This is a genomic window from Pseudomonas kuykendallii (assembly GCF_900106975.1).
In the GTDB taxonomy this organism is placed as follows: domain Bacteria; phylum Pseudomonadota; class Gammaproteobacteria; order Pseudomonadales; family Pseudomonadaceae; genus Pseudomonas_O; species Pseudomonas_O kuykendallii.
Genome location: NZ_FNNU01000002.1, coordinates 412,001 through 433,072 on the forward strand (window position 1 = coordinate 412,001; position 21,072 = coordinate 433,072).

At 67.8% G+C, this 21,072-nt stretch carries 23 protein-coding genes; 14 read left to right on the top strand and 9 right to left on the bottom strand.

From position 1 onward, the window contains the following. Positions 1 to 14: 14 nt before the first annotated feature. The 5 genes from BLV15_RS07075 to BLV15_RS07095 all read right to left on the bottom strand — a co-directional run bounded on the left by BLV15_RS07075 (position 15) and on the right by BLV15_RS07095 (position 4,313). Complete coding sequence (locus BLV15_RS07075) at positions 15 to 947, bottom strand: 2-hydroxyacid dehydrogenase (protein ID WP_090225919.1); 933 nt, start codon at positions 945 to 947, stop codon at positions 15 to 17. 33 nt (positions 948 to 980) lie between these two features. Continuing rightward, positions 981 to 1,454 (bottom strand): YbaK/EbsC family protein, encoded by a 474-nt coding sequence (locus BLV15_RS07080; RefSeq protein ID WP_090225923.1) that lies wholly within the window; start codon positions 1,452 to 1,454, stop codon positions 981 to 983. Between the two features lie 74 nt (positions 1,455 to 1,528). Next, a complete protein-coding gene (locus BLV15_RS07085) occupies positions 1,529 to 2,170 on the bottom strand; it encodes an oxidoreductase (protein ID WP_090225925.1) in 642 nt (213 codons plus the stop codon). A 45-nt stretch (positions 2,171 to 2,215) separates the two neighbouring features. Then, a complete protein-coding gene (locus BLV15_RS07090) occupies positions 2,216 to 3,766 on the bottom strand; it encodes a C13 family peptidase (RefSeq protein ID WP_090225927.1) in 1,551 nt (516 codons plus the stop codon). Positions 3,767 to 3,857: 91 nt separating this feature from the next. Then, entirely contained in the window at positions 3,858 to 4,313 is a 456-nt protein-coding gene (locus tag BLV15_RS07095; RefSeq protein WP_090225930.1) for a MaoC family dehydratase, read from the bottom strand. A gap of 147 nt (positions 4,314 to 4,460) precedes the next feature. On the opposite strand from BLV15_RS07095, the gene BLV15_RS07100 reads away from it, so the two are divergent. Genes BLV15_RS07100 through BLV15_RS07110 form a run of 3 tightly spaced genes read left to right on the top strand, consistent with a single transcriptional unit; the run spans position 4,461 to position 6,128 of the window. Beyond that, entirely contained in the window at positions 4,461 to 4,823 is a 363-nt protein-coding gene (locus BLV15_RS07100) for a CidA/LrgA family protein (protein ID WP_090225931.1), read from the top strand. Next, positions 4,820 to 5,536: an LrgB family protein gene (locus BLV15_RS07105; protein WP_090225933.1), complete on the top strand. Its 717-nt coding sequence runs from the start codon at positions 4,820 to 4,822 to the stop codon at positions 5,534 to 5,536. The genes BLV15_RS07100 and BLV15_RS07105 overlap by 4 nt, the downstream gene beginning before the upstream one ends. Before the next feature lie 7 nt (positions 5,537 to 5,543). Beyond that, positions 5,544 to 6,128, top strand: a complete 585-nt coding sequence (locus tag BLV15_RS07110; RefSeq protein WP_090225936.1) for an LON peptidase substrate-binding domain-containing protein — start codon at positions 5,544 to 5,546, stop codon at positions 6,126 to 6,128. Between the two features lie 12 nt (positions 6,129 to 6,140). Here BLV15_RS07110 and BLV15_RS07115 read toward each other — a convergent pair whose 3' ends face one another. Both BLV15_RS07115 and BLV15_RS07120 read right to left on the bottom strand, forming a co-directional pair. Beyond that, positions 6,141 to 7,457: a bifunctional DedA family/phosphatase PAP2 family protein gene (locus BLV15_RS07115; protein ID WP_090225939.1), complete on the bottom strand. Its 1,317-nt coding sequence runs from the start codon at positions 7,455 to 7,457 to the stop codon at positions 6,141 to 6,143. Then, on the bottom strand, positions 7,454 to 8,170 hold the full coding sequence (locus BLV15_RS07120) for a DNA-3-methyladenine glycosylase (RefSeq protein WP_090225941.1): 717 nt from the start codon (positions 8,168 to 8,170) through the stop codon (positions 7,454 to 7,456). The genes BLV15_RS07115 and BLV15_RS07120 overlap by 4 nt, the downstream gene beginning before the upstream one ends. A gap of 204 nt (positions 8,171 to 8,374) precedes the next feature. On the opposite strand from BLV15_RS07120, the gene BLV15_RS07125 reads away from it, so the two are divergent. The 11 genes from BLV15_RS07125 to lipB all read left to right on the top strand — a co-directional run bounded on the left by BLV15_RS07125 (position 8,375) and on the right by lipB (position 18,470). Continuing rightward, the gene (locus BLV15_RS07125) at positions 8,375 to 9,640 is read left to right on the top strand and encodes a glutamate-5-semialdehyde dehydrogenase (RefSeq protein ID WP_090225944.1); all 1,266 of its coding nucleotides are present in this window, start codon (positions 8,375 to 8,377) and stop codon (positions 9,638 to 9,640) included. Next, a complete protein-coding gene (gene nadD / locus BLV15_RS07130; RefSeq protein WP_090227385.1) occupies positions 9,640 to 10,299 on the top strand; it encodes a nicotinate-nucleotide adenylyltransferase in 660 nt (219 codons plus the stop codon). The genes BLV15_RS07125 and nadD overlap by 1 nt, the downstream gene beginning before the upstream one ends. A gap of 16 nt (positions 10,300 to 10,315) precedes the next feature. Beyond that, positions 10,316 to 10,702, top strand: coding sequence for a ribosome silencing factor (gene rsfS, locus BLV15_RS07135; RefSeq protein WP_090225946.1), 387 nt, complete (start codon positions 10,316 to 10,318; stop codon positions 10,700 to 10,702). A gap of 9 nt (positions 10,703 to 10,711) precedes the next feature. Further along, positions 10,712 to 11,179 (top strand): 23S rRNA (pseudouridine(1915)-N(3))-methyltransferase RlmH, encoded by a 468-nt coding sequence (rlmH, locus tag BLV15_RS07140; RefSeq protein ID WP_090225949.1) that lies wholly within the window; start codon positions 10,712 to 10,714, stop codon positions 11,177 to 11,179. A 10-nt stretch (positions 11,180 to 11,189) separates the two neighbouring features. Further along, a complete protein-coding gene (gene mrdA, locus BLV15_RS07145; RefSeq protein WP_090225951.1) occupies positions 11,190 to 13,085 on the top strand; it encodes a penicillin-binding protein 2 in 1,896 nt (631 codons plus the stop codon). 31 nt (positions 13,086 to 13,116) lie between these two features. After that, positions 13,117 to 14,220, top strand: a complete 1,104-nt coding sequence (gene rodA / locus BLV15_RS07150) for a rod shape-determining protein RodA (protein ID WP_175534331.1) — start codon at positions 13,117 to 13,119, stop codon at positions 14,218 to 14,220. Between the two features lie 17 nt (positions 14,221 to 14,237). Continuing rightward, positions 14,238 to 15,248, top strand: a complete 1,011-nt coding sequence (gene mltB, locus BLV15_RS07155; protein WP_090225957.1) for a lytic murein transglycosylase B — start codon at positions 14,238 to 14,240, stop codon at positions 15,246 to 15,248. Beyond that, a complete protein-coding gene (locus BLV15_RS07160; protein WP_090225959.1) occupies positions 15,248 to 16,246 on the top strand; it encodes a septal ring lytic transglycosylase RlpA family protein in 999 nt (332 codons plus the stop codon). The genes mltB and BLV15_RS07160 overlap by 1 nt, the downstream gene beginning before the upstream one ends. Positions 16,247 to 16,341: 95 nt before the next feature. Next, positions 16,342 to 17,502, top strand: a complete 1,161-nt coding sequence (locus tag BLV15_RS07165; protein ID WP_090225962.1) for a D-alanyl-D-alanine carboxypeptidase family protein — start codon at positions 16,342 to 16,344, stop codon at positions 17,500 to 17,502. 66 nt (positions 17,503 to 17,568) lie between these two features. After that, entirely contained in the window at positions 17,569 to 17,844 is a 276-nt protein-coding gene (locus BLV15_RS07170; protein WP_090225965.1) for a DUF493 domain-containing protein, read from the top strand. Continuing rightward, a complete protein-coding gene (gene lipB, locus BLV15_RS07175) occupies positions 17,844 to 18,470 on the top strand; it encodes a lipoyl(octanoyl) transferase LipB (protein WP_090225968.1) in 627 nt (208 codons plus the stop codon). Before BLV15_RS07170 ends, lipB begins: the two co-directional genes overlap by 1 nt. Before the next feature lie 101 nt (positions 18,471 to 18,571). Here lipB and lipA read toward each other — a convergent pair whose 3' ends face one another. Beyond that, positions 18,572 to 19,624 carry a lipoyl synthase gene (lipA, locus tag BLV15_RS07180; RefSeq protein WP_090225970.1) on the bottom strand — a complete coding sequence of 351 codons (1,053 nt, stop codon included), beginning with the start codon at positions 19,622 to 19,624 and terminating at the stop codon, positions 18,572 to 18,574. 111 nt (positions 19,625 to 19,735) lie between these two features. Next, on the bottom strand, positions 19,736 to 21,031 hold the full coding sequence (locus tag BLV15_RS07185) for a lytic murein transglycosylase (protein ID WP_090225973.1): 1,296 nt from the start codon (positions 21,029 to 21,031) through the stop codon (positions 19,736 to 19,738). Positions 21,032 to 21,072 lie beyond the last annotated feature (41 nt).

The following is a 21,072-nucleotide window of genomic DNA, read 5'->3' on the forward strand; positions in this document are numbered from 1 at the left end:
GAAGTGACCAGACCCTAGAGCGGCGTCAGTAGCGGTTCGCCGGCGAAATGGCGGCGGACGTTCTCGATGAACTGGGTCAGCGCCTGCGCCACCGCCTGCGGTGAGTTGCCGCCCAGGTGTGGGCAGAGGATGACGTTGTCCAGGGCGACCAGCTCCTGCGGCGGCAGTGGCTCGCTTTCGTAGACGTCCAGCGCCGCGCCGCGAATGACCTGGCGCCGCAGCGCATCGGCCAGCGCGGCGGTATCCACCACGCTACCGCGCCCGACATTGACCAGGTAGCCGCCAGCGCCCAGCGCCTCGAGCATCTCGCGGCCGACCAGGTGATGGGTCGCCGCGCCGCCCGGAATCGCCACCACCAGGCAATCGGCCCAGCGCGCCAGCGCCAGCGGACTGTCGAAGTAGCGGTGCGGGCTGGCGTCTTTCGGCGTGCGGTTGTGGTAGCCGACGGACATCTCGAAGGCCATTGCGCGGGTGGCGATGCGCTCGCCGATGGCGCCGAGGCCGAGGATGCCGACACGTTTGCCACCGACGCCGTCCTGCGCCGGCAGCTGCGTGCGCCAGAGGCCGGCGCGGCAGGCGATGTCGAGGTTGCGCAGGTCGCGGATCGCCGCCAGCAGCAGGGCCATGGCGTGGTCGGCGACGCTGGCGGCGTTGCTGCCGGCACCGCTGCACAGGGCGATGCCGCGCTCGCGGGCGGCGCCGAGATCGATGTTTTCGTAACCGACGCCCAGCGCAGAGACCAGCTGCAGCGCCGGCAGGCGGGCTATTTCCGCACCCGCCAGGCCCACCGCGCCGGTGGTCAGCACCATCTGGATCGAGGCGGCGTGCTCGGCGATGGTCGTGCGCCGGCTCTCCGCATCGGGCGCGTAGTGGCAGTCGAAATGTTCGGCGAGTCGCGCCAGGGTGCTGGGCGGGGAAGGGCAGAGGATCAGCAGGCAGGGCTTCACGTGAAGTACCTCCAGGGTTGGATGGGGGCGCACTCAGGCGAGGCTGGCCTCCTGGCAGACATCCACCCACTGGGCGTCGGTGAGTTCGGCGATGCGCCCGGGCGCCAGGCGCACCGCGCTGTGGGTGGCGCCGGCGGCCGGCACCACTTCGTCGAAGGCTTGCAGCGACACGTCGCAATACACCGCCAGCGGCGTCGCCAGGCCGAACGGGCAGACGCCGCCGACCGGGTGTCCGGTCAGCGCCACCACGCTCTCGGCGTCGAGCATCTTGGCCTTGCCGCCGAAGGTTTCCTTGATCTTGCGGTTGTCGATGCGCGCATCGCCGCGAGCCACCACCAGCAGGTTGCGTTCGCCGACGCGGAAGGCCAGGGTCTTGGCGATCATTCCCGGCTCGACACCGTGCGCGGCGGCGGCCAGGGCGACGGTGGCGGTGCTGTCGTCGAGTTCGATGACGGTGAGGTCGGGCGCCTTTTCGGCGAAGAAGGCGCGGACGGACTCCAGGCTCATGCAACTGCTCCCTTGGCGAAAAACGCCACCTTGGCGCTCCGCGCCGGCTCCGTCAATCGCCCGGGGCGGGCGGTTCAGCGGCCGAGGCGGCGCAGGTCGTCGGACTCGACGATGCGCGCGCCGGGCTGTTCCTCCAGCGCCAGGCGCCACAGCGCGCGGGCCAGTACCGTGGCTTCGATGCCCTGCCACTTGCCCGGCAGCACCCGGCTGAGCGGCGCCGCCAGGCGTTCGCCGAGGCGAAATTCCTGGCGCGCGCCGAGCAGCATCGAGGGGCGGGCGAGGGTGAGTTGAGGCCAGTCCTGGGCGAGCAGCGCCGCTTCGGTCTCGCCTTTCACGCGGTTGTAGAACACCGACGACTGCGCGTCGGCGCCGATCGCGCTGATCACCAGCAGATGCCGGGCGCCCAGTGCCCGGGCGCGCTCCGCGAAGGCGAGAACCAGGTCATGGTCGACCGCGCGGAAGGCGTCCTGCGAACCGGCCTGCTTGATCGTCGTGCCGAGGCAGCAGAAGGCGGTGTCCACCGGCCCTTCGAGGCGCGGCAGCAGCGCGGCGAGTTCGCCGACCGGGTTGTCCAGGCGCGGATGCTCGGCCAGCGGGCGCCGGGACGGTGCCAGCACGCACTCCACAGTCGGCTCGTCGAGCAGACGGTCGAGCAGGTGTTCGCCGGTCAGGCCGGTCGCGCCGGCGATGAGGATGCGCTGCGGTGTCAGGTACATGTTCGCCTCCGGTGACAGCGGCGCGGTGCGCCCACTCCTGTTTCTTCAGAGTTTGGCAGTTGCCGCTTTGTTCTGGGCGGTGCGATAGCGATTCCAGCGTTCGAGCACCGCCTTGGGAGCCCAGATCTGCGGCTCGGAGGCCTCGAAGTCCTCGGCGACCTCGCGTTCGGCGACTTTCGTCCTGGCGATCTCGAAGGCCTTGGCGAGGTCGTCGGTCTGCTGCAACGCCTCGCCGAACAGGGCGCGGCCGAAGTAGGTGAAGTCGGCTTCTTCCGAGCAGCCGAAGGACACCCGGTCGGCGCGGGCGGCGGTGATGATCAGGGTCTTGTCGTCCTTCAGCGGCGGGATGAAACCGCCGGAATAGCAGGCCGAGACCACCAGCACCTTGTAGCGGTCCTTGAGTGGGCGCATCAGCTCGGCCAGCGAGGTGGCGGAGAGGTCGGCCAGGTTCAGGCGCGGCACGTCGAGGCTCAGGCGGTGGTCGGCCGAGCCGTGGCTGGTCAGGTAGATGAACAGCAGGTCTTCCGGTCCGCTGCGCTTGGCCAGCGTATTCAGGCTGCGAGCGAGGCTCTCGCGGGTGGCCAGCGGGCGGTCGGCGAGGTGGTCGCGGTGGTTGGCAAGGGTCACCACGCCGCGCGCGCCGAAGCGCTTGCCGAGCAGGTCGGCGACGTAGTCCGCCTCGCGCAGGAACACGCTCTGCTTGCCGTCGCCGGCCAGGGTCAGTGCGTAGAGTTCGGTGGCCGGGGTCGACGCGGGTATCGCCGCGAGGGCTTCGCCGAGCAGCCGGCTCTGTTCCAGCAGGCCGACGTCCAGCGGGTCCGGCAGCGCCTTGCCCTGTTCGTCGCGGATGCGTTGGCCGGCTTGCCAAGAACCCTTGCGGGTGCTGCCGTCGGCCAGCGTGAGCACGCCGGGGCCATCGTAGGCGCCCTGCTTGAAACCGCCCTCGTAGACGCTGCCATCGGCCAGTTGCAGACGGCCTTCGCCGTCGTACTGCCAGTCCTTGAACTGGCCCAGGTAGCGGCTGCCGTCGGCGCCGCGGAATTCGCCCTGGCCGCTCAACTGGCCGTGGACGAACTGGCCGAGCCAGGTGTCGCCGTCGCTGGAATAGCTGCCCTGGCCGTGGAAGTCGCCCTCCTCGAAGGCGCCGCCATATTCCTCGCCATGCGCGCCGCGGTAATGCCCCGCTCCATTGAGTTCGCCGTCGCGGAACACGCCCGACCAGCTTTCACCGTTCTGCTCCAGGGTGCCCTGGCCCTGCATCTTGCCCTTGTCGAAGAGGCCTTCGTAGCGGCTGCCGTCGGCGTAGGTGAAGGTGCCCTTGCCGTGGTACTGGCCGAGGTGGAACTCGCCGACGTAGGTTTCCCCGCCGGCGCCGTGCCAGCTGCCCTGGCCCTCGAACTGGCCGTCCTTGAAATTGCCTTCGTAGTAGCTGCCGTTGGCGTAGTCGATGCGCCCGGGCCCCTGTAGCAAGCCGTCCACCAGCTCGCCGCGGTAGTGGCCGCCGTCCGGCAACTGCGCATTCGGCGATTTCATCGGTTCGCCCTCGCCACAGGCGGCGAGCAGCAGGATCAGCAGGGCGGGTAGAGCTGGGCGCATGAAGAGGGTCCGGTCTGGCAACAGGCCCTAGTATGCCGCAGCGGGGTTGGCGACGCGCGGCGCACCCTGTGGCAGGGTGCGCCGGGGGCGATCAGACGAAGCAGAGGGTCAGTGGTTCGGCGATGTAGGCGGGTTTTTCCTGGCCTTCGATCTCCATCACCACGCGTGCCTTGAGCAGCCACTGGCCGGGGTTCTTCTCATGGGCGTCGGTCAGGCTCAGGCCCAGGCGCACCCGCGAGCCGACCTTCACCGGCTGGATGAAGCGCAGGCTGTCGAGGCCGTAGTTGACCGCCATCTTCAACCCTTCGGGGAGGATCATCCGGTCCTCCATGAGCATCGGCATCAGCGACAGCGAAAGGAAACCGTGGGCGATGGTGCTGCCGAACGGTGTCTGCCGGGCCTTCTCCGGGTCGACGTGGATGAACTGGTGGTCGCCGGTGCATTCGGCGAACTGGTCGATGCGCGTCTGGTCGACTTCCAGCCAGTCGGAATGACCGAGATCCTTGCCGATGTGGTCCTTGAGTTGTGCGACGGGTACGAATGGCATGTGTCCTCCGGGGCTCTTGTTGTTGTCGAGGTCGCAGATCAGCACGCACCCGGTGGACGGTCAAGCTCGCATGGCCCCGGCGAATGGCGCGTCATAGGGCCACGGGGGAATGCCTATAATGAGGACCTCGAGCCCTTGGAGAATCCGATGCTGCTACGCGGCCTTACCTGGCTGGTGCTGTTCCAGATGCTCGGCACCGCGCTGAACGTGCTGTTCCTGTCCATGCTGCCCGGCCCGATCATCGGCCTGGTGCTGCTGTTCCTCTTCATGCTCGCCCGCGGCGAAGTGGGCGAACCGCTGAGCGTCGCCGCCAGCAGCCTGCTGCGCTACCTGCCGCTGATCCTGGTGGTGCCGGCGGTGGGCGTGATGGTCTACGCGCGGGAAATCGCCGCGGATTTCTGGGCGATCGTCGGCGCGCTGGGCCTCTCGCTGGTGATCTCGCTGTGCTTCGCCGGCTGGCTGATGGAGAAGCTCATCCGCCGCCAGGGCCGTGCCCGGGAGGACGCATGAGCGTCAACTGGCTGGGCGCATGGCAGGCGCTGATCCATCATCCGCTGTTCGGCGTCGGTATCACCCTGGCGGTGTATCAGCTCGCCCTGGCCGCCTACGAACGCAGCCGCTGGGTGATGCTGCAGCCGGTGCTGGTGTCGATGATCGGGATCATCGCCATCCTGCTGGCCTGCGGCCTTAGCTACGCCGAGTACCGCAAGAGCACCGAGACCATGACCATCCTGCTCGGGCCGGCGACCGTGGCGCTGGCGGTGCCGCTGTTCCTCAACCTGCGGCGCATTCGCCTGCTGTTCTGGCCGATCGTCATCACCCTGGCGGTGGCCGGCGTGTTCGCCACCGCGTGCGGCGTGGCGCTCGCCTGGTTGTTCGGCGCGGAGCGGCAGATCCTGATGACCCTCGCGCCGAAGTCGGTGACGTCGCCCATCGCCATGCTGGTGGCCGAGCAGATCGGCGGCGTGGCGGCGCTGGCGGCGGTGTTCGTGATGATCACCGGTGTGATTGGCGCGATCGTCGGCCCTTCGCTGCTGCGCCTGGTCGGGGTGCGCAGCTCCGCCGCCCAGGGCATGGCGCTGGGCCTCACCGCGCATGCCGTGGGCACCGCGCGGGCGTTGCAGGAAAGCGACGAAGCCGGCGCCTTCGCAGCGCTGGGGATGAGCCTGATGGGTGTGGCCAGCGCGGTGTTCCTGCCGCTGGCCGTGGCGATAGTGAGCTGAGGTACCGATGACCCTTCCCCTGTTCCCCCTTTCCACCGTGCTGTTTCCGGGCTGCCAGCTCGACCTGCAGATCTTCGAGGCGCGCTATCTGGATATGCTCAGCCGCTGCCTGAGGCAGGACTCCGAATTCGGCGTGGTGTGCATCATCGAAGGTGCAGAGGTCGGCCAGGCCGCCAGGCGCTTCGCCGATGTCGGCTGCGCGGCGAGCATCCGCGACTGGCAGCAGCGTCCCAACGGGCTGCTCGGCATCCGTGTCGAAGGCACGCGACGCTTCCGCGTGCTGAGTTCGCAGGTGCAGCGCGACCAGTCGACCCTCGCCGACGTGGAGTGGCTGGACGAACCGCCGGAGCGGCCGCTGCTCGCCGGGCACGCCGACCTCGCGGCGCTGCTCGAGGCGCTGGCCGAGCATCCGCTGGTCGCCGCGCTGGGCATGGGCGGCGTGGCCGAGGGGCAGCAGGCGCTGGCCAATCAACTGGGCTACCTGTTGCCGTTCAGCGAAGAGGCCAAGCTGGAGCTGCTGGCGATCGGCGATCCGCCGCAACGCCTGGAGCGCATCCAGCAGCTGCTCGAGCAATTGCAGGGCGAAGACTGAGCCAGGCGGCCTTCAGTAGCGGTACATCTGCACGGCGGCCGGCAGCGCCCAGGTGGCAACGCCGCCGAGCAGCGCGATGCAGGCCGGCAGGATCAGCCACCAGGCGCGCGGAGACAGCGCGCCGAGCGGCTCGCGCCACTGCACCGCGGCCAGGCTGGCGGCGCACAGCGCGCTGGCCAGCATCGCCCCGGCGAGCACGTCGGTCGGCCAGTGCACCCCCAGGTAAACCCGCGACATCGCGATCGCCAGCGCCGGCAGGCAGGCCATCACCATCCACGCCAGGCGCAGGCGCGCCGGTTGCCCGCGGCCGGCGAGGGTGCCGAGCACCAGGAAGAAGGCGAACGCCGCCGAACTGTGACCGCTGGGAAAGCTGTAGGTGTGCAGCGGTTCGAGCAGCACTTCCGGCCGGGTACGGGCGAACAGGTGCTTCAGCAGGCCGTTGAGCAGCGCCGTACCGAGCAGCGCGCTGCCGGCGAATAGCAGTGCGCGCCATTGGCGGGTGAGCGCCAGCAGCGCGCAGAGCAGCACGCCGACGAACAGCTGGGTCTTGAAGTCGCCGAGCCGGGTGATCAGCACCATCAGATGGTCGAGGTGCGGCGCACGCTCGTCCTGCATCACCGCCAGCAGGCCGTTGTCCAGCGCCTGCAGGTGCGGCATGCCGAGGAACAGGCCGATCAGGATCGCCGCGCTCAGTGCCGTCGCCAGGTACGGCGTGCGGCGCTGATGGTGCAGGCTTTGCTGCGCGCAGAGGCCGATCAGCACCGCGAACGCCGCGGCGACCACGCCGGCCTGGGGCCAGAAGCCCTCAGGCAGGGGCAGGCGCAACGCGGCGCCGGTGGCCCAGCCCGGCATCAGGTAGGCGATCGCCCAGCCGGCCGCCGCCACCAGGCTGACCAGGATGAAGCGCGGCATCGGCATGTCGAGCATCCCGGCGATCATCGGCAGCATCGGCCGCAGCGGGCCGATGAAACGGCCGACCAGCAGGCTGGCGATGCCGTACTTGTGGAAATAGCTCTCCGCGCCGGTCATCCATTCCGGGTGATGGCGCAGCACCGGCAGGCGCCGGATGTTCTGGTGGAAGCGCCGGCCGAGGGCATAGGACAGCGCATCGCCGAGCAGGCCGCCGGCGTAGCCGAGCAGCAGTGTCTGCCAGAGCGTCAGCGCGCCGCCGCCAGCGGCCACCGCCACGGCGAACATCAGCACCGTGCCCGGCACGATGATCCCGGCGATCGCCAGGCACTCGACGCAGGCGATGACGAAGATCGCCAGGCCGAGCCATTCCGGATTCTGCGTCAGCCAGCCGCTGAGGCTTTCGAGCCATTGGCTCATCGATCGAACTCCTGTGTCTGCAGCAGATGGTAGTCGCGACCTTCGAGCTGTCCGCGGCGCAACGGGTTCCGTGTGCAGTGGCGCGCGTGCGCGGCATCGACGAAGCGGTAGGCGAGGTGCTCGTCGCGGCCGGGCGGAATGCCCAGGCGCGTCGTCTGGATGATCTGCGCCGGGCGCTCGCCGACGTCGTCGACGAAGAAGCGCTGCACGTCGAAGCGCCGCGCGTTCCATTCGCTCACCTTGAGCCCGAGCGCCCGGCATAGCAGGGTCTGCCCGGCACACAGGCGCTCCGCTGCGCGCGGCCCGCCATTCGCGGCAGGGCTGTTGAGCAACATGCGTTGCAGGCTGGCGGGGCCGGAAACGGCATCCAGCCAGGGATGCGCGGACTTGATCAGGACCGCGTTGCCGGCGCCGGCAACGCTCATGTTCAGGCTGTCGCCGCCGCGTGCGTAGTACATGTAGATGTGCCCGGCGTCCATGAACAGCGCGCGCCGCGAGGGCGTCTGGCCAAGCGAGGCGTGGCTGCCTTTCTCGTCCAGGTAATAGGCCTCGGTCTCGATGATCCGCACCGCCAGCCAGAGCCCGTCGACCCGGTGCCGCAGCACCTTGCCCAGCAGGTCGCGGGCCACCTGCTGCGCGTCGCGGTCGAAGAATGCGTCCGCCAGCGGCCGCGCGCCGGGCCAGGGTGGCTCGCAGTGGAAAGGATCGGTCATCGGGGTTCTTCGAAGGTTGGGCCGGCAGCAGCATACCAAACGGCCTTTTCGCCCATGCGGCTGGCGGCGCGGCGAAAAGGTGTCGGGAAATTACCTCCGCGGCGGCCCTGGCCTGCGCGCGTTCGCCATCTGCCGGGCGCCGCTGGGCGTGGGCGCCCGCGACCGCTATAATCAGCCGTTTTCCAAGACTGCCAGGCCGCCGAGATGACCGAGTCCGTGCACGATTACATGATCCGTCTGGGCCGCGCCGCACGCGCCGCCTCGCGGGTCGCCGCGCGCGCCAGCACCGCGCAGAAGAACCGCGCGCTGCAGGCCGCCGCCAACGCCCTCGACGCCGCGCGCGCCGAACTCGCCCAGGCCAACGAGCTGGACCTGGCCGCCGCCCGCGCCAACGGCCTGGAACCGGCCATGGTCGACCGCCTGGCGCTGACTCCGGCGGTCATCGACAGCATGATCGAGGGCTTGCGCCAGGTGGCCACGCTGCCCGATCCGATCGGCGAGATCCGCGACATGCGCTACCTGCCCTCCGGCATCCAGGTCGGCAAGATGCGCGTGCCGCTGGGGGTGATCGGGATCATCTACGAATCGCGACCCAACGTGACGATCGACGCCGCCAGCCTGTGCCTGAAATCCGGCAACGCGACCATTCTGCGCGGCGGTTCCGAGGCGATCCATTCCAACCAGGCCATCGCCCGCTGCATCCAGCAGGGCCTGGCCGAAGCCGAGCTGCCAGCGGCGCTGGTGCAGGTGGTGGAAACCACCGACCGCGAGGCCGTCGGCGCGCTGATCAGCATGCCGGAGTTCGTCGACGTCATCGTGCCGCGGGGCGGCAAGGGCCTGATCGAGCGCATCAGCCGTGACGCCAAGGTGCCGGTGATCAAGCACCTGGACGGCGTCTGCCACGTCTACATCGACGTCGCCGCCGATCTGGACAAGGCGATCCGCGTCGCCGACAACGCCAAGACCCAGCGCTATTCGCCGTGCAATGCCATGGAAACCCTGCTGGTGCACGCCGACATCGCCGCTCGCGTGCTGCCGCCCCTCGCCGCGATCTACCGCGACAAGGGCGTCGAACTGCGGAGCGATGCAGCGACACGCGCGCTGCTCGGCAGCGACGTGCTGGAAGCCAGCGAGGATGACTGGTTCGCCGAGTACAACGCGCCGATCCTGGCGATCCGCATCGTCGATTCGCTGGAAGCGGCCATCGAGCACATCAACCATTACGGCTCGCAGCACACCGATGCGATCGTCACCGAGAACTTCAGCGATGCGCGGCGCTTCCTCACCGAGGTGGATTCCAGCTCGGTGATGGTCAACGCCTCGACGCGCTTCGCCGACGGCTTCGAGTACGGTCTCGGCGCGGAGATCGGGATTTCCACCGACAAGCTGCACGCCCGCGGCCCGGTCGGTCTGGAAGGCCTGACCAGCGAGAAATACGTCGTCTTCGGCGACGGTCACGTGCGCACTTGATCGGCTCTTCGCCGACCCCGCGGCGTATCGGGATTCTCGGCGGAACCTTCGATCCGGTGCACATCGGCCACCTGCGTGGCGCGCTGGAAATGGTCGAGCAGTTCGCCCTCGACGAATTGCGCCTGATTCCGGCGGCGCGCCCGCCGCATCGCGATCAGCCGCAGACCAGCGCTGAGGATCGTCTGGCGATGGTGCGCAGCGCGGTGGCCGGGGTGGCGCCGCTGACGGTGGACGACCGCGAGCTCAAGCGCGACAAGCCGTCCTACACCATCGATACCCTGGAGTCGTTGCGCGCCGAAGTGGCCGCACACGACCAACTGTTCCTGATCCTGGGCTGGGATGCCTTCTGCGGCCTGCCGGGCTGGCATCGCTGGAGCGAGTTGCTCGAGCACTGCCACATCCTGGTGTTGCAGCGTCCGGATGCCGACAGCGAGCCGTCGCAGGAACTGCGCGATCTGCTCGCCGCGCGCAGCATCAGCGATCCGCAGGCGCTGGACGGGCCCGGCGGCAAGATCGCCATCGTCTGGCAGACGCCCTTGCAGGTGTCCGCCACGCAAATCCGTCAATTGCTGGCCAGCGGCCGCTCGGTGCGCTATCTGGTGCCGGACGCGGTGCTGGCCTACATCCAGGCGCACGGGCTTTACCCGGCGTCTCACTGAACTTGAGGTAGTTGCTTTGCAGAATGAAGAACTGGTCCAGCTGGCGGTCGCCGCCCTGGAAGACATGAAGGCCAAGGACATCACCGTGATCGATGTGCGCGGCAAGACCAGCGTCACCGATTTCATGGTGATCGCCAGCGGCACCTCCAGCCGCCACGTCAAATCCCTGGCCGACAACGTGCTGGAGAAGGTCAAGGAACAGGGTGTGCGGCCGATCGGCAGCGAAGGCCTGGACAGCGGCGAATGGGCCCTGCTCGACCTCGGCGACGTGGTCGTGCATGCCATGCAGGTCGCTACCCGGCAGTTCTACGACCTCGAACGCCTGTGGCAGGGCGCCGAGCAGAGCCGCGCGCAGCATGGCGGGACCCAGGGCTACGAGCCGCCGGACTTCGACAAGGAGTAACCCGCGGCCGTGCGCATCAAGCTGATCGCTGTCGGGTCGCGCATGCCGCGCTGGGTGGAGGAGGGCTGGCAGGAATATGCCAAGCGCATGCCCGCCGAGCTGGCCGTCGACCTGGTGGAAATCCCGCTCAATACCCGCGGCAAGAACGCCGACGTGGCGCGCCTGATCCGTCAGGAAGGCGAAGCCATGCTCGCCAAGGTGCAGCCCGGCGAGCGCATCGTCACCCTCGAAGTCGAAGGCAAGCCGTGGAGCACCGGGCAACTGGCCCGGGAGCTGGAGCGCTGGCGGCTGGATTCGCGCACGGTCAACCTCATGGTGGGCGGCCCGGAAGGGCTGGCGCCGGAAGTCTGTGCGCGCAGTGAACAGCGCTGGTCGCTGTCGCCGCTGACGTTGCCGCATCCGCTGGTGCGCATCCTCGTCGGCGAGCAGCTCTATCGCGCCTGGACGGTCATCTCCGGCCACCCGTACCACAAGTAGCAGTCCGAACATGCCGCAGCCGATTCGCCTCAAGGACCACGAAAAAGACGCCAGTCTGGTGCGTCGGCGGGTGATCGTCGGCGCGGTGGTGGTGGTCCTGCTGACCCTGACGCTGGTGGCGCGGCTGTATTACCTGCAGGTGATCCAGTACGACTACCACTCGACGCTGTCGGAGAACAACCGCGTCCACGTGCAGCCAATCCCGCCGACCCGCGGGCTGATCTACGACCGCAACGGCGTGATCGTCGCCGACAACCGGCCCAGCTTCAGCCTCACGGTGACGCGCGAGCGCACCGGCGACTGGCAGTCGGTGCTCGACACCATCGTCGAGGTGCTGCAGCTCAGCGAAGAGGACCGGGCGATCTTCGAGAAGCGCATGAAGCAGGGGCGCCGGCCGTTCGAGCCGGTGCCGATCCTGTTCGAGCTGTCCGAGGAGCAGATCGCCCGCATCGCCGTGAACCAGTTCCGCCTGCCCGGCGTGGAAGTGGTGGCGCAGTTGGTCCGGCATTACCCGCAGGGCGAGCATTTCGCGCATTCGGTGGGGTACGTCGGACGGATCAACGAGGCCGAGCTCAAGCGCCTCGATCCGGTCAACTACAGCGGCACCCACCACATCGGCAAGACCGGCATCGAGCGCTTCTACGAGAATGAGCTGCATGGCCAGGTCGGCTACGAAGAGGTCGAGACCAACGCCCGCGGCCGCGTGCTGCGGGTGCTCAAGCGTACCGATCCGACGCCCGGCAAGGACATCCACCTGACCCTCGACATCAAGCTGCAGGAAGCCGCCGAGGCGGCGCTGGGCGGGCGGCGCGGCGCGGTGGTGGCGATCGATCCGGCCAACGGCGACGTGCTGGCGATGGTCAGCCAGCCGAGCTTCGACCCCAACCTGTTCGTCACCGGCATCGGCTTCAATGCCTATGCCGCACTGCGCGATTCCGAGGACCGCCCGCTGTTCAACCGCGTGCTGCGCGGCCAGTACCCGCCAGGGTCGACGATCAAGCCGGCGGTGGCGGTCTCGGGGCTCGAGGCCGGGGTGATCACGCCGGATACACGGGTGTTCGATCCGGGCTATTACCAACTGCCCAACTACGACCACAAGTACCGCAACTGGAACCACAGCGGAGACGGCTGGCTGAGCCTGGAAACCGCGATCATGCGCTCCAACGACACCTACTTCTACGAACTCGCCCACCGCATGGGCATCGACCGTCTGCACGACTACCTGAGCCGCTTCGGCATCGGCAGGAAGGTCTCGCTGGACATGTTCGAGGAAGCCGAAGGGCTGATGCCGTCGCGCGAATGGAAGCGCGCGCGCTACCGCCAGGCGTGGTTCCCGGGGGAAACGCTGATCCTCGGCATCGGCCAGGGCTACATGCAGGCGACCCCGCTGCAACTGGCGCAGACCGCGGCGCTGCTGGCCAACCACGGCAAGTGGATTCGCCCGCACCTGGCGAAGACCATCGAGGACCAGCCGCCGGTGGACGAGAACCCGATACCCGACATCCTGGTGCGCGATCCGAAGTTCTGGGACTACGCGCGCAACGGCATGGTCCAGGTGATGCACAGCGCCCGCGGCACCGCTCGGCGGGTCGGCGAGACGGCGGCCTATCACATCGCCGGCAAGAGCGGCACGGCTCAGGTGGTGGCGATCCGTCAGGGCGAGAAGTACGACCGCAACAAGCTGCAGGAGCGCCACCGCGACCACGCCCTGTTCATCGGTTTCGCGCCGGCGGAGAAGCCGCGTATCGCCGTGTCGGTGATGATCGAGAACGGCGAGTCCGGTTCCGGCGTCGCCGCGCCGGTGGTCAAGCAGGTGATGGACGCCTGGCTGCTCGGCGCCGATGGCCAGCTGAAACCCGAATACGTGCCGAACGCGCCGCTGGAGAACCTCGATGGGCAACGGTAACTTCGACCGCACGCTGTCCGATCAGGACGTGATGCGCCGGCGCGCGACGCTGCTGCAACGCCTGCACGTCGACGGCATCCTGCTGACCCTGCTGCTGGTCCTGGCGTCGGGCAGCCTCTTCGTTCTCTATTCGGCCAGCGGTCGCGACTGGGACCTGCTGATCAAGCAGGCCAGCTCCTTCGGCCTCGGCCTGCTGGGCATGGTGGTGATCGCCCAGTTCGAGCCGCGCTTCCTCGCCCGCTGGGTGCCGCCGGCCTACGTGGTGGGCGTCAGCCTGCTGGTGGTGGTGGACGTGATGGGCCATAACGCGATGGGCGCGACCCGCTGGATCAACATCCCCGGGGTGATCCGCTTCCAGCCCGCGGAATTCATGAAGATCATCATGCCGGCGACCATCGCCTGGTACATGTCCAAGCGCAGCCTGCCGCCGCGGCTGAAACATCTGGCGATAAGCCTGTTGTTGATCGGTATCCCCTTCGTGCTGATCATCCGCCAGCCGGACCTCGGCACGTCGCTGCTGGTCCTGGCGTCGGGGGCCTTCGTGCTGTTCATCGGCGGTTTGCGCTGGCGCTGGATCATCGGCGCGGTGACCGCGGTGATTCCGGTGGCGGTGGCGATGTGGTTCTTCGTCATGCACGACTACCAGAAGCAACGGGTACTGACGTTCCTCGATCCGGAGAGCGATCCGCTGGGCACCGGCTGGAACATCATCCAGTCGAAGGCGGCGATCGGTTCCGGCGGCGTGTTCGGCAAGGGCTGGCTGCTCGGCACCCAGTCGCACCTGGATTTTTTGCCGGAAAGTCACACGGACTTTATCATTGCCGTCCTCGGCGAGGAGTTCGGCCTGGTTGGCGTTTGCCTGCTGCTGCTGATCTACTTGCTGCTGATCGGCCGCGGCCTGGTGATCACCGCCCAGGCCCAGACGCTGTTCGGCAAGCTGCTGGCGGGCAGCCTGACCATGACGTTCTTCGTCTACGTATTCGTCAACATCGGCATGGTCAGCGGGCTGTTGCCGGTGGTGGGAGTTCCGCTCCCCTTCATCAGTTATGGCGGAACTTCGCTGGTGACCCTGCTGTCAGGGTTCGGGGTTTTGATGTCGATCCACACCCACCGCAAGTGGATCGCACAGGTTTGATAAGAGTGAAGAATTCAATGCAGGTATTGCGCGGCTGGGCTGCTCGTAACTCACGTTTGATCGGTCTGGCTGGCAGCCTGGGGGTGATCGCTCCGGTGCAGGCGGGTGACTACGACGCGTCGCAGCCGGTGGCCGACTTCGTGGCCGGCATGACCCGCGACTACGGGTTCGCCAGCGAACAGCTGACCACGCTGTTCCACGAAGTGGAGCGCAAGCAGGCGATCCTCGACGCCATCTCGCGGCCGGCCGAGAAGGTCAAGCCGTGGAAGGACTACCGGCCGATCTTCATCACCGATGCGCGCGTCGCCCAGGGCCTGGACTTCTGGCGCCAGCACGAAGACGCGCTGGCTCGCGCCGAGCAGGAATACGGCGTGCCGGCGCAGATCATCGTGGCAATCATCGGCGTGGAGACCTTCTACGGGCGCAACACCGGCAACTACCGGGTGATCGACGCGCTGTCGACGCTGTGCTTCGACTATCCGGCACGTGCGCCTTTCTTCTGCCAGCAGCTCAAGGAGTTCCTCCTGCTGTCCCGCGAAGAACAGGTCGATCCGCTCACCGTGAAGGGTTCCTACGCTGGCGCCATGGGCCTGCCGCAGTTCATGCCCGGCAGCTTCCGCGCCTACGCGGTGGACTTCGACAATGACGGCCACATCGACATCTGGGGCAACCCGGTGGACGCCATCGGCAGCGTCGCCAGCTACTTCAAGCGGCACGGCTGGACGCCGGGCGAACCGGTGGTGAGCCTGGCGACCACGCGGGGCGAAAGGGTGGACGAAGGCCTCACCGACGGCCTCGATCCGGTGAAGAACGTCGGCGAACTGCGCGCCCTCGGCTGGGCCAGCAGCACCGCGCTGCGCGATGACATCCCGGTCACCGCCTTCCGTCTGGATGGCGAAAATGGCGCCGAATACTGGATGGGCTTGCCCAACTTCTTCGTCATCACCCGCTACAATCGCAGCGTGATGTACTCCATGGCGGTTTATCAATTGTCCGATCTGCTGGTCAAAGCCCGAGGCAACAAGTGATGCCACAGCGCCCGTTCCGCCTGGCGATGCTCAGCGCCCTGGCGCTGCTGATGGTCAGCTGCTCCAGCAGTCGCGCGCCGCAGTCGCCGTCGAGCGGCGCCGTGGTCGGCGGCGACTACAACCGCCCGCACCGCGACGGCGCGCCCTGGTGGGACGTCGACGTCTCGCAGATTCCCGACGCCGTGCCGATGCCCAACTACGGCCCGGTGAAGGCCAATCCCTACACCGTGCTCGGCAAGACCTATTACCCGCTCAACGAAAGCCGCCGCTACCAGGCGGTCGGCACCGCGTCCTGGTACGGCACCAAGTTCCACGGCCAGGCCACCGCCAACGGCGAGAAGTACGACCTCTACGGGATGAGCGCGGCGCACAAGACACTGCCGCTGCCCAGCTACGTGCGCGTGACCAACCTGGACAACGGCAAGAGCGTGGTGCTGCGGGTCAACGATCGCGGGCCGTTCTATTCCGACCGGATCATCGACCTGTCCTTCGCCGCGGCGAAGAAGCTCGGCTACGCCGAAACCGGCACTGCGCGGGTCAAGGTCGAAGGCATCGACCCGGCCGAATGGTGGGCCAAGCAGGGCCGGCCGGTGCCGATGATGCTCGCCCAGCCGCAGATGGCCACGGCGGCGCCCGTCGCGCGCACTCCGGCGCAGGTCGCCACGCAGCCGGTCGAGCAGTACACCCCGCCGCCCCAGCAACACGCCGCCGCCGTCCTGCCCGTGCAGATCGACGCAAAAAAAAACGCTTCGCTCGCAGCCTCTGGCCTGTATCTCCAGGTGGGCGCCTTCGCCAATCCGGACGCTGCGGAGCTTCTCAAGGAGAAGCTGAGTACGGTGGTGACTGCACCGGTGTTCATCAGCTCGATAGCGCGCAACCAGCAGATACTGCATCGCGTGCGTCTGGGGCCGATCGACACTCAGGGTGAGGCCGAACAAGTACAGAGCAGCGTGCGGCTGGCGAAGCTCGGCCAGCCCACCCTGGTCCGCCCGGACTGAGGACATAGCCCGCACGGGGCATCCGCAGGACGCGGAACAGGCGACCGACGTCCAGGCGACGGTCGCGATTTCCAGCAAACACATCAGAGAGTCGGATGAATACCACCAGCTTTGCGCAACGCCTGCTTGTCTCGTTTCTGCTCGTCGCCACGCCGGCCGCCTGGGCCGCCGATCAGGCGATCCCCGCGCCGCCGCAACTCGCCGCCAAGGCCTACGTGCTGATGGACGGCGCCAGCGGCCAGGTGCTGATCGAGAACAACGGTGACGAACGCCTGCCTCCGGCGAGCCTGACCAAGTTGATGACCGCCTACATCGCCACCAACGAGATCCAGGGTGGGCGCATCGGCGAGAGCGACATGGTCACCGTCAGCGAGCACGCCTGGCGCACCGGCGGTTCGCGGATGTTCATCCAGGTCGGCACCCAGGTGTCGGTCAGCGACCTGCTGCACGGCATCATCATTCAGTCCGGCAACGACGCCAGCGTGGCCATCGCCGAGCACATCGCCGGCAGCGAAGACGCCTTCGCCGATATGATGAACACCACCGCGCAGAAGCTCGGCATGACCAACAGCCACTTCATGGATGCCACCGGCCTGCCCAATCCGGACCACTATTCCTCGGCCCGCGACATGGCGATCCTGGCGCGCGCGATCATCTACGGCGAGCCGACCCACTACGCGATCTACGCGCAGAAGGAATTCTTCTGGAACAACATCAAGCAGCCCAACCGCAACCTGCTGCTGTGGCGCGACAAGACCGTCGACGGCCTGAAGACCGGCCATACCGAAGAAGCCGGCTACTGCCTGGTGGCGTCCGCCCTGCGTGACGGCCAGCGGATGATCGCCGTGGTCTTCGGCACCGCCAGCGAGCAGGCGCGTGCCGCCGAGACACAGAAGCTGCTGACCTACGGCTTCCGCTTCTTCGAGACCCAGACCTTCTACCAGAAGGGTGCCGAGCTGGCCAAAGCGCCGGTCTGGAAAGGCGCCACCCGCGAAGTGCGCGCCGGGCTCGCCGAGGACCTGTCGATGACCCTGCCGCGCGGCCAGATCAAGGCCCTGCAGGCGAGCATGACGCTCAACCCGCAGCTGGTCGCCCCGATCGCCAAGGGTGACGTGATTGGCAAGGTCGAAGTCAAACTGCAGGACAAGGTCGTCCATAGCGCCGACCTGATCGCCCTCGACGCGGTCGAGGAAGGTGGTATCTTCCGCCGCCTGTGGGACAGCATCCGCCTGTTCTTCTACGGTTTGTTCAACTGACCTTCCGCTGGCGGCGGCCCTGATCCGGGGCCGCCGCCTCGCGGATCACGAGCCCGCGTGCGTCCCATGACCGAAGAAACCCAAGCCCCGAAAATCGAATTCCCCAGCGAGCGCTATCCGATCAAAGTGATCGGCGACGCCCATGAAAGCTTCGTCGACATGGTCGTTGAAGTGATCCAGCGCCACGCCCCGGACCTCGACGCCTCCACCGTGGTGAAGCGCGACAGCCGCAATGGCCGCTTCCTCTCGGTGCAGGTGCTGATCACCGCCACCGGTGTCGAGCAACTGCAGGCCATCAACGTCGACCTGCGCGCCACCGGCCGTGTGCACATGGTGATCTAGTGGTACCCGCCGAACTCGTCGTGCGTCATCTCGGGCTGGTGGACTATCTGCCGACTCTGGAGGCCATGCGCCGCCTGACCGCCGAGCGCGACGCAACCACGCCCGACGAGATTTGGCTGCTGCAGCATCCCCGCGTCTTCACCCAGGGCCAGGCCGGCAAGGCCGAGCATCTGCTGGCTCCGGGCGACATTCCCGTGGTTCAGGTCGATCGTGGCGGTCAGGTCACCTACCACGGCCCCGGCCAGCTGGTGGCCTACCTGATGCTGGACCTGCGTCGGCTCGGGCTCGGCGTGCGTGAGCTGGTCACGGCGATGGAGCAGAGCCTGGTGGAGCTGCTGGCCGGCTATGCCGTCGACGCGGCGCCCAAGGCGGATGCGCCCGGCGTCTATGTCGCCGGCGACAAGGTCGCCTCGCTGGGGCTGCGGGTCAGCCGTGGCTGTTCCTTCCACGGCCTGGCGCTCAACGTGGACATGGACATGTCGCCGTTCGGTCGGATCAATCCTTGTGGTTACGCGGGGTTGAAGATGGTCCAGCTCCGCGACCTGCTGGAGACGCCACCGACGCTGGACGAGGTGGCGCAGCGTCTGGAGCGGATTCTGCGCCAGCGCCTGGGCTACGTCCGCTAACTCGGCGATACGGCTTCAGGGCCGCCCTTCGCGAAAAAAGAGATTTCCTGAACGATGCGAACACCCCGGATTGCCGCGGGGTGTGTTGCCGTGTGTGCGACTCAGTTCAGGTTGAGCGCGGGAATCAGGCCGGTGACCAGCGGCTGGCCGGGAACCGGAACGGGCGCGGCGAGGCCCAGGTTGTTCTTCTCGAACACCCGGTCGGCGCGGTAGCTGGAGCGCACCAGCGGGCCGGCGGCGACTTCCATGAAGCCCTTTTCCAGGCCGATCTCGCGCAAGCGGTTGAATTCCTCCGGGCTCACCCAGCGCTTCACCGTCAGGTGATTGCGGGTCGGCTGCAGGTACTGGCCGAGGGTCAGGATGTCCACGCCGATGGCGCGCAGGTCGTCCATGGTCGCCAGCACTTCCTCGTCGGTCTCGCCCAGGCCAAGCATCAGGCTGGTCTTGGTGAGGACCTCGGGACGGTGGCGCTTGGCGTGTTCCAGCGCGCGCAGGGTCTTCGCGTAGCCGGCGCGTGGGTCGCGCACTTCATGGGTCAGCCGCTCGACCGTCTCGACGTTCTGCGCGAACACTTCCAAGCCGGAGTCGACCACCCGTTCGATGGCCAGCAGGTCGCCGTCGAAGTCCGGGGTCAGCGCCTCCACCACCACCTGCGGGGTGCGCTCCTTGATGGCGCGCACGCAGGCGGCGTAGTGGCCGGCGCCGCCGTCGTCGAGGTCGTCGCGGTCCACCGAGGTCAGCACGATGTAGCGCAGCGCCATCAGTTCGACCGATTTGGCAGTGTTCTGCGGTTCTTCCTCGTCCAGCCAGCCGTTGGGGTTGCCGGTGTCGACGGCGCAGAAGCGGCAAGCGCGGGTGCACACGGAACCCATCAGCATGATGGTGGCGGTGCCGTTGGACCAGCATTCGCCCATGTTCGGGCAGTGCGATTCCTGGCACACGGTGCTCAGCCGATGCTCGCCGACATTGCGCTTCACCGCCTCGAAACGGCTCCCGCTCGGCGCCTTGACCCGCAGCCACGAAGGCTTGGGTTCGTGCACCTGGGGCTGCGCCGAGGCGCGGCGCTTCTGGCCATCCTTGATCGCGGTGATGCCCTGCGCGGTGCGGAACTTTTCGCCGCTGGCGACGGGTTTTGACGAGTCTATGTCGGACATCGGAACTGGCTCCGTAAGAGGCTCCGTTGGCAGCCGCAGGGGCAAATGGGGGAGGCGAAGTGTATCACAGGGGCGCGCCGCCGAGCCTGGGTGCCCGGCGGCGAACGGCGATCAGCGGCCTTCGCGCAACTGCTTGATCAGTTCCTGGCTCGGGTAGCCGTCTGCCGGCCAGCCCAAGGACTGCTGGTAGGCGCGGATCGCCTTGCGGGTGTTGGCGCCGATGATGCTGTCCGCCGCGCCCGGCTCGTAGCCGCGTGCGCTCAGGCGTTCCTGCAGTTCGATGCGCTCGCTGCGGCTCAGCGGGAGATCGTCGCGCGGCCACTCGCCGATAACCTTTCCGGCGCCCTGGAAGCGCTCGGAAAGCAGGCCGATGGCCAGCGCGTAGGAAGACGAGTTGTTGTACTTGAGGATCGCGCGGAAGTTGCTCAGCACCAGGAACGCCGGACCACGATGACCGGCCGGCAGCAACAGCGAAGCGCTTTCGTCGGTCAGCTGGCCTGGAAGCACCGGCGGCGCGATGCCCAACCCCTGCCATTCGCGCAGGGGTTTGCGGATGTCGGCATCGGCCAGGGCGTAGTCGAAGCCCTTGGGCAGCGTCACCTCGAAGCCCCAAGGCAGGCCGTGGCGCCAGCCGGAAGCCTGCAGGTAGTGGGCGGTGGAGGCCAGTGCGTCGGCCGAGGAGTCCCAGATGTCGCGCCGCCCGTCGCCGTCGAAGTCCACGGCGTGGGTGTCGTAGGTGGTCGGGATGAACTGGGTCTGGCCCATCGCGCCGGCCCAGGAGCCGATCATCCGCTCCGGTTTCACGTCGCCGTGCTGGAGAATCAGCAGTGCGGCGATCAGCTGGCTCTGGGCGAAGCCCGGACGACGGCCTTCGTAGGCCAGGGTCGCCAGCGAGCGGATCACCGAACGGCTGCCCATGATCTGGCCGAAGTTGCTTTCCATGCCCCATACCGCGACCAGTGTTTGCGGCTCGACGCCGTAGCGCTCTTCGATGCTGGCGAGCAGGGCGGCGTTCTGCTGGATCAGCGCCTTGCCCTTGGCGACACGCTGGGCGGACAGCGCGCCGTCGAGGTATTCCCAGACCGGCCGGGTGAACTCGGGCTGGCTGCGGTCGGCGTCGATGACGGCCTGGTCGGGGGTCACGCCACTGAAGGCGCGGTCGAAGACCTCGGCGCGGATGCCCGCATTGAGTGCCTGGCTGCGGAACCCGTCGCGCCATTGCTCGAAGCTGATGCTCGGCGGGATCACGGGCTGTGCGTCGCCGCTGGCGGCCGCGGTGACGGCGGCGGGCGCGGCGGGTGGCGTGGTGGCGGCTTGCGGGGGGTTATCGGCGCAGGCGGAAAGGAAAGCCAGGGTGGCGCCCGTGAGCAGGGTACGAGTCAGCTCGGGTGCTTTGGGATAGGGCATGAAATCGAGGGTCTCGGTCGGTATCAGTGCATGACCTTAGC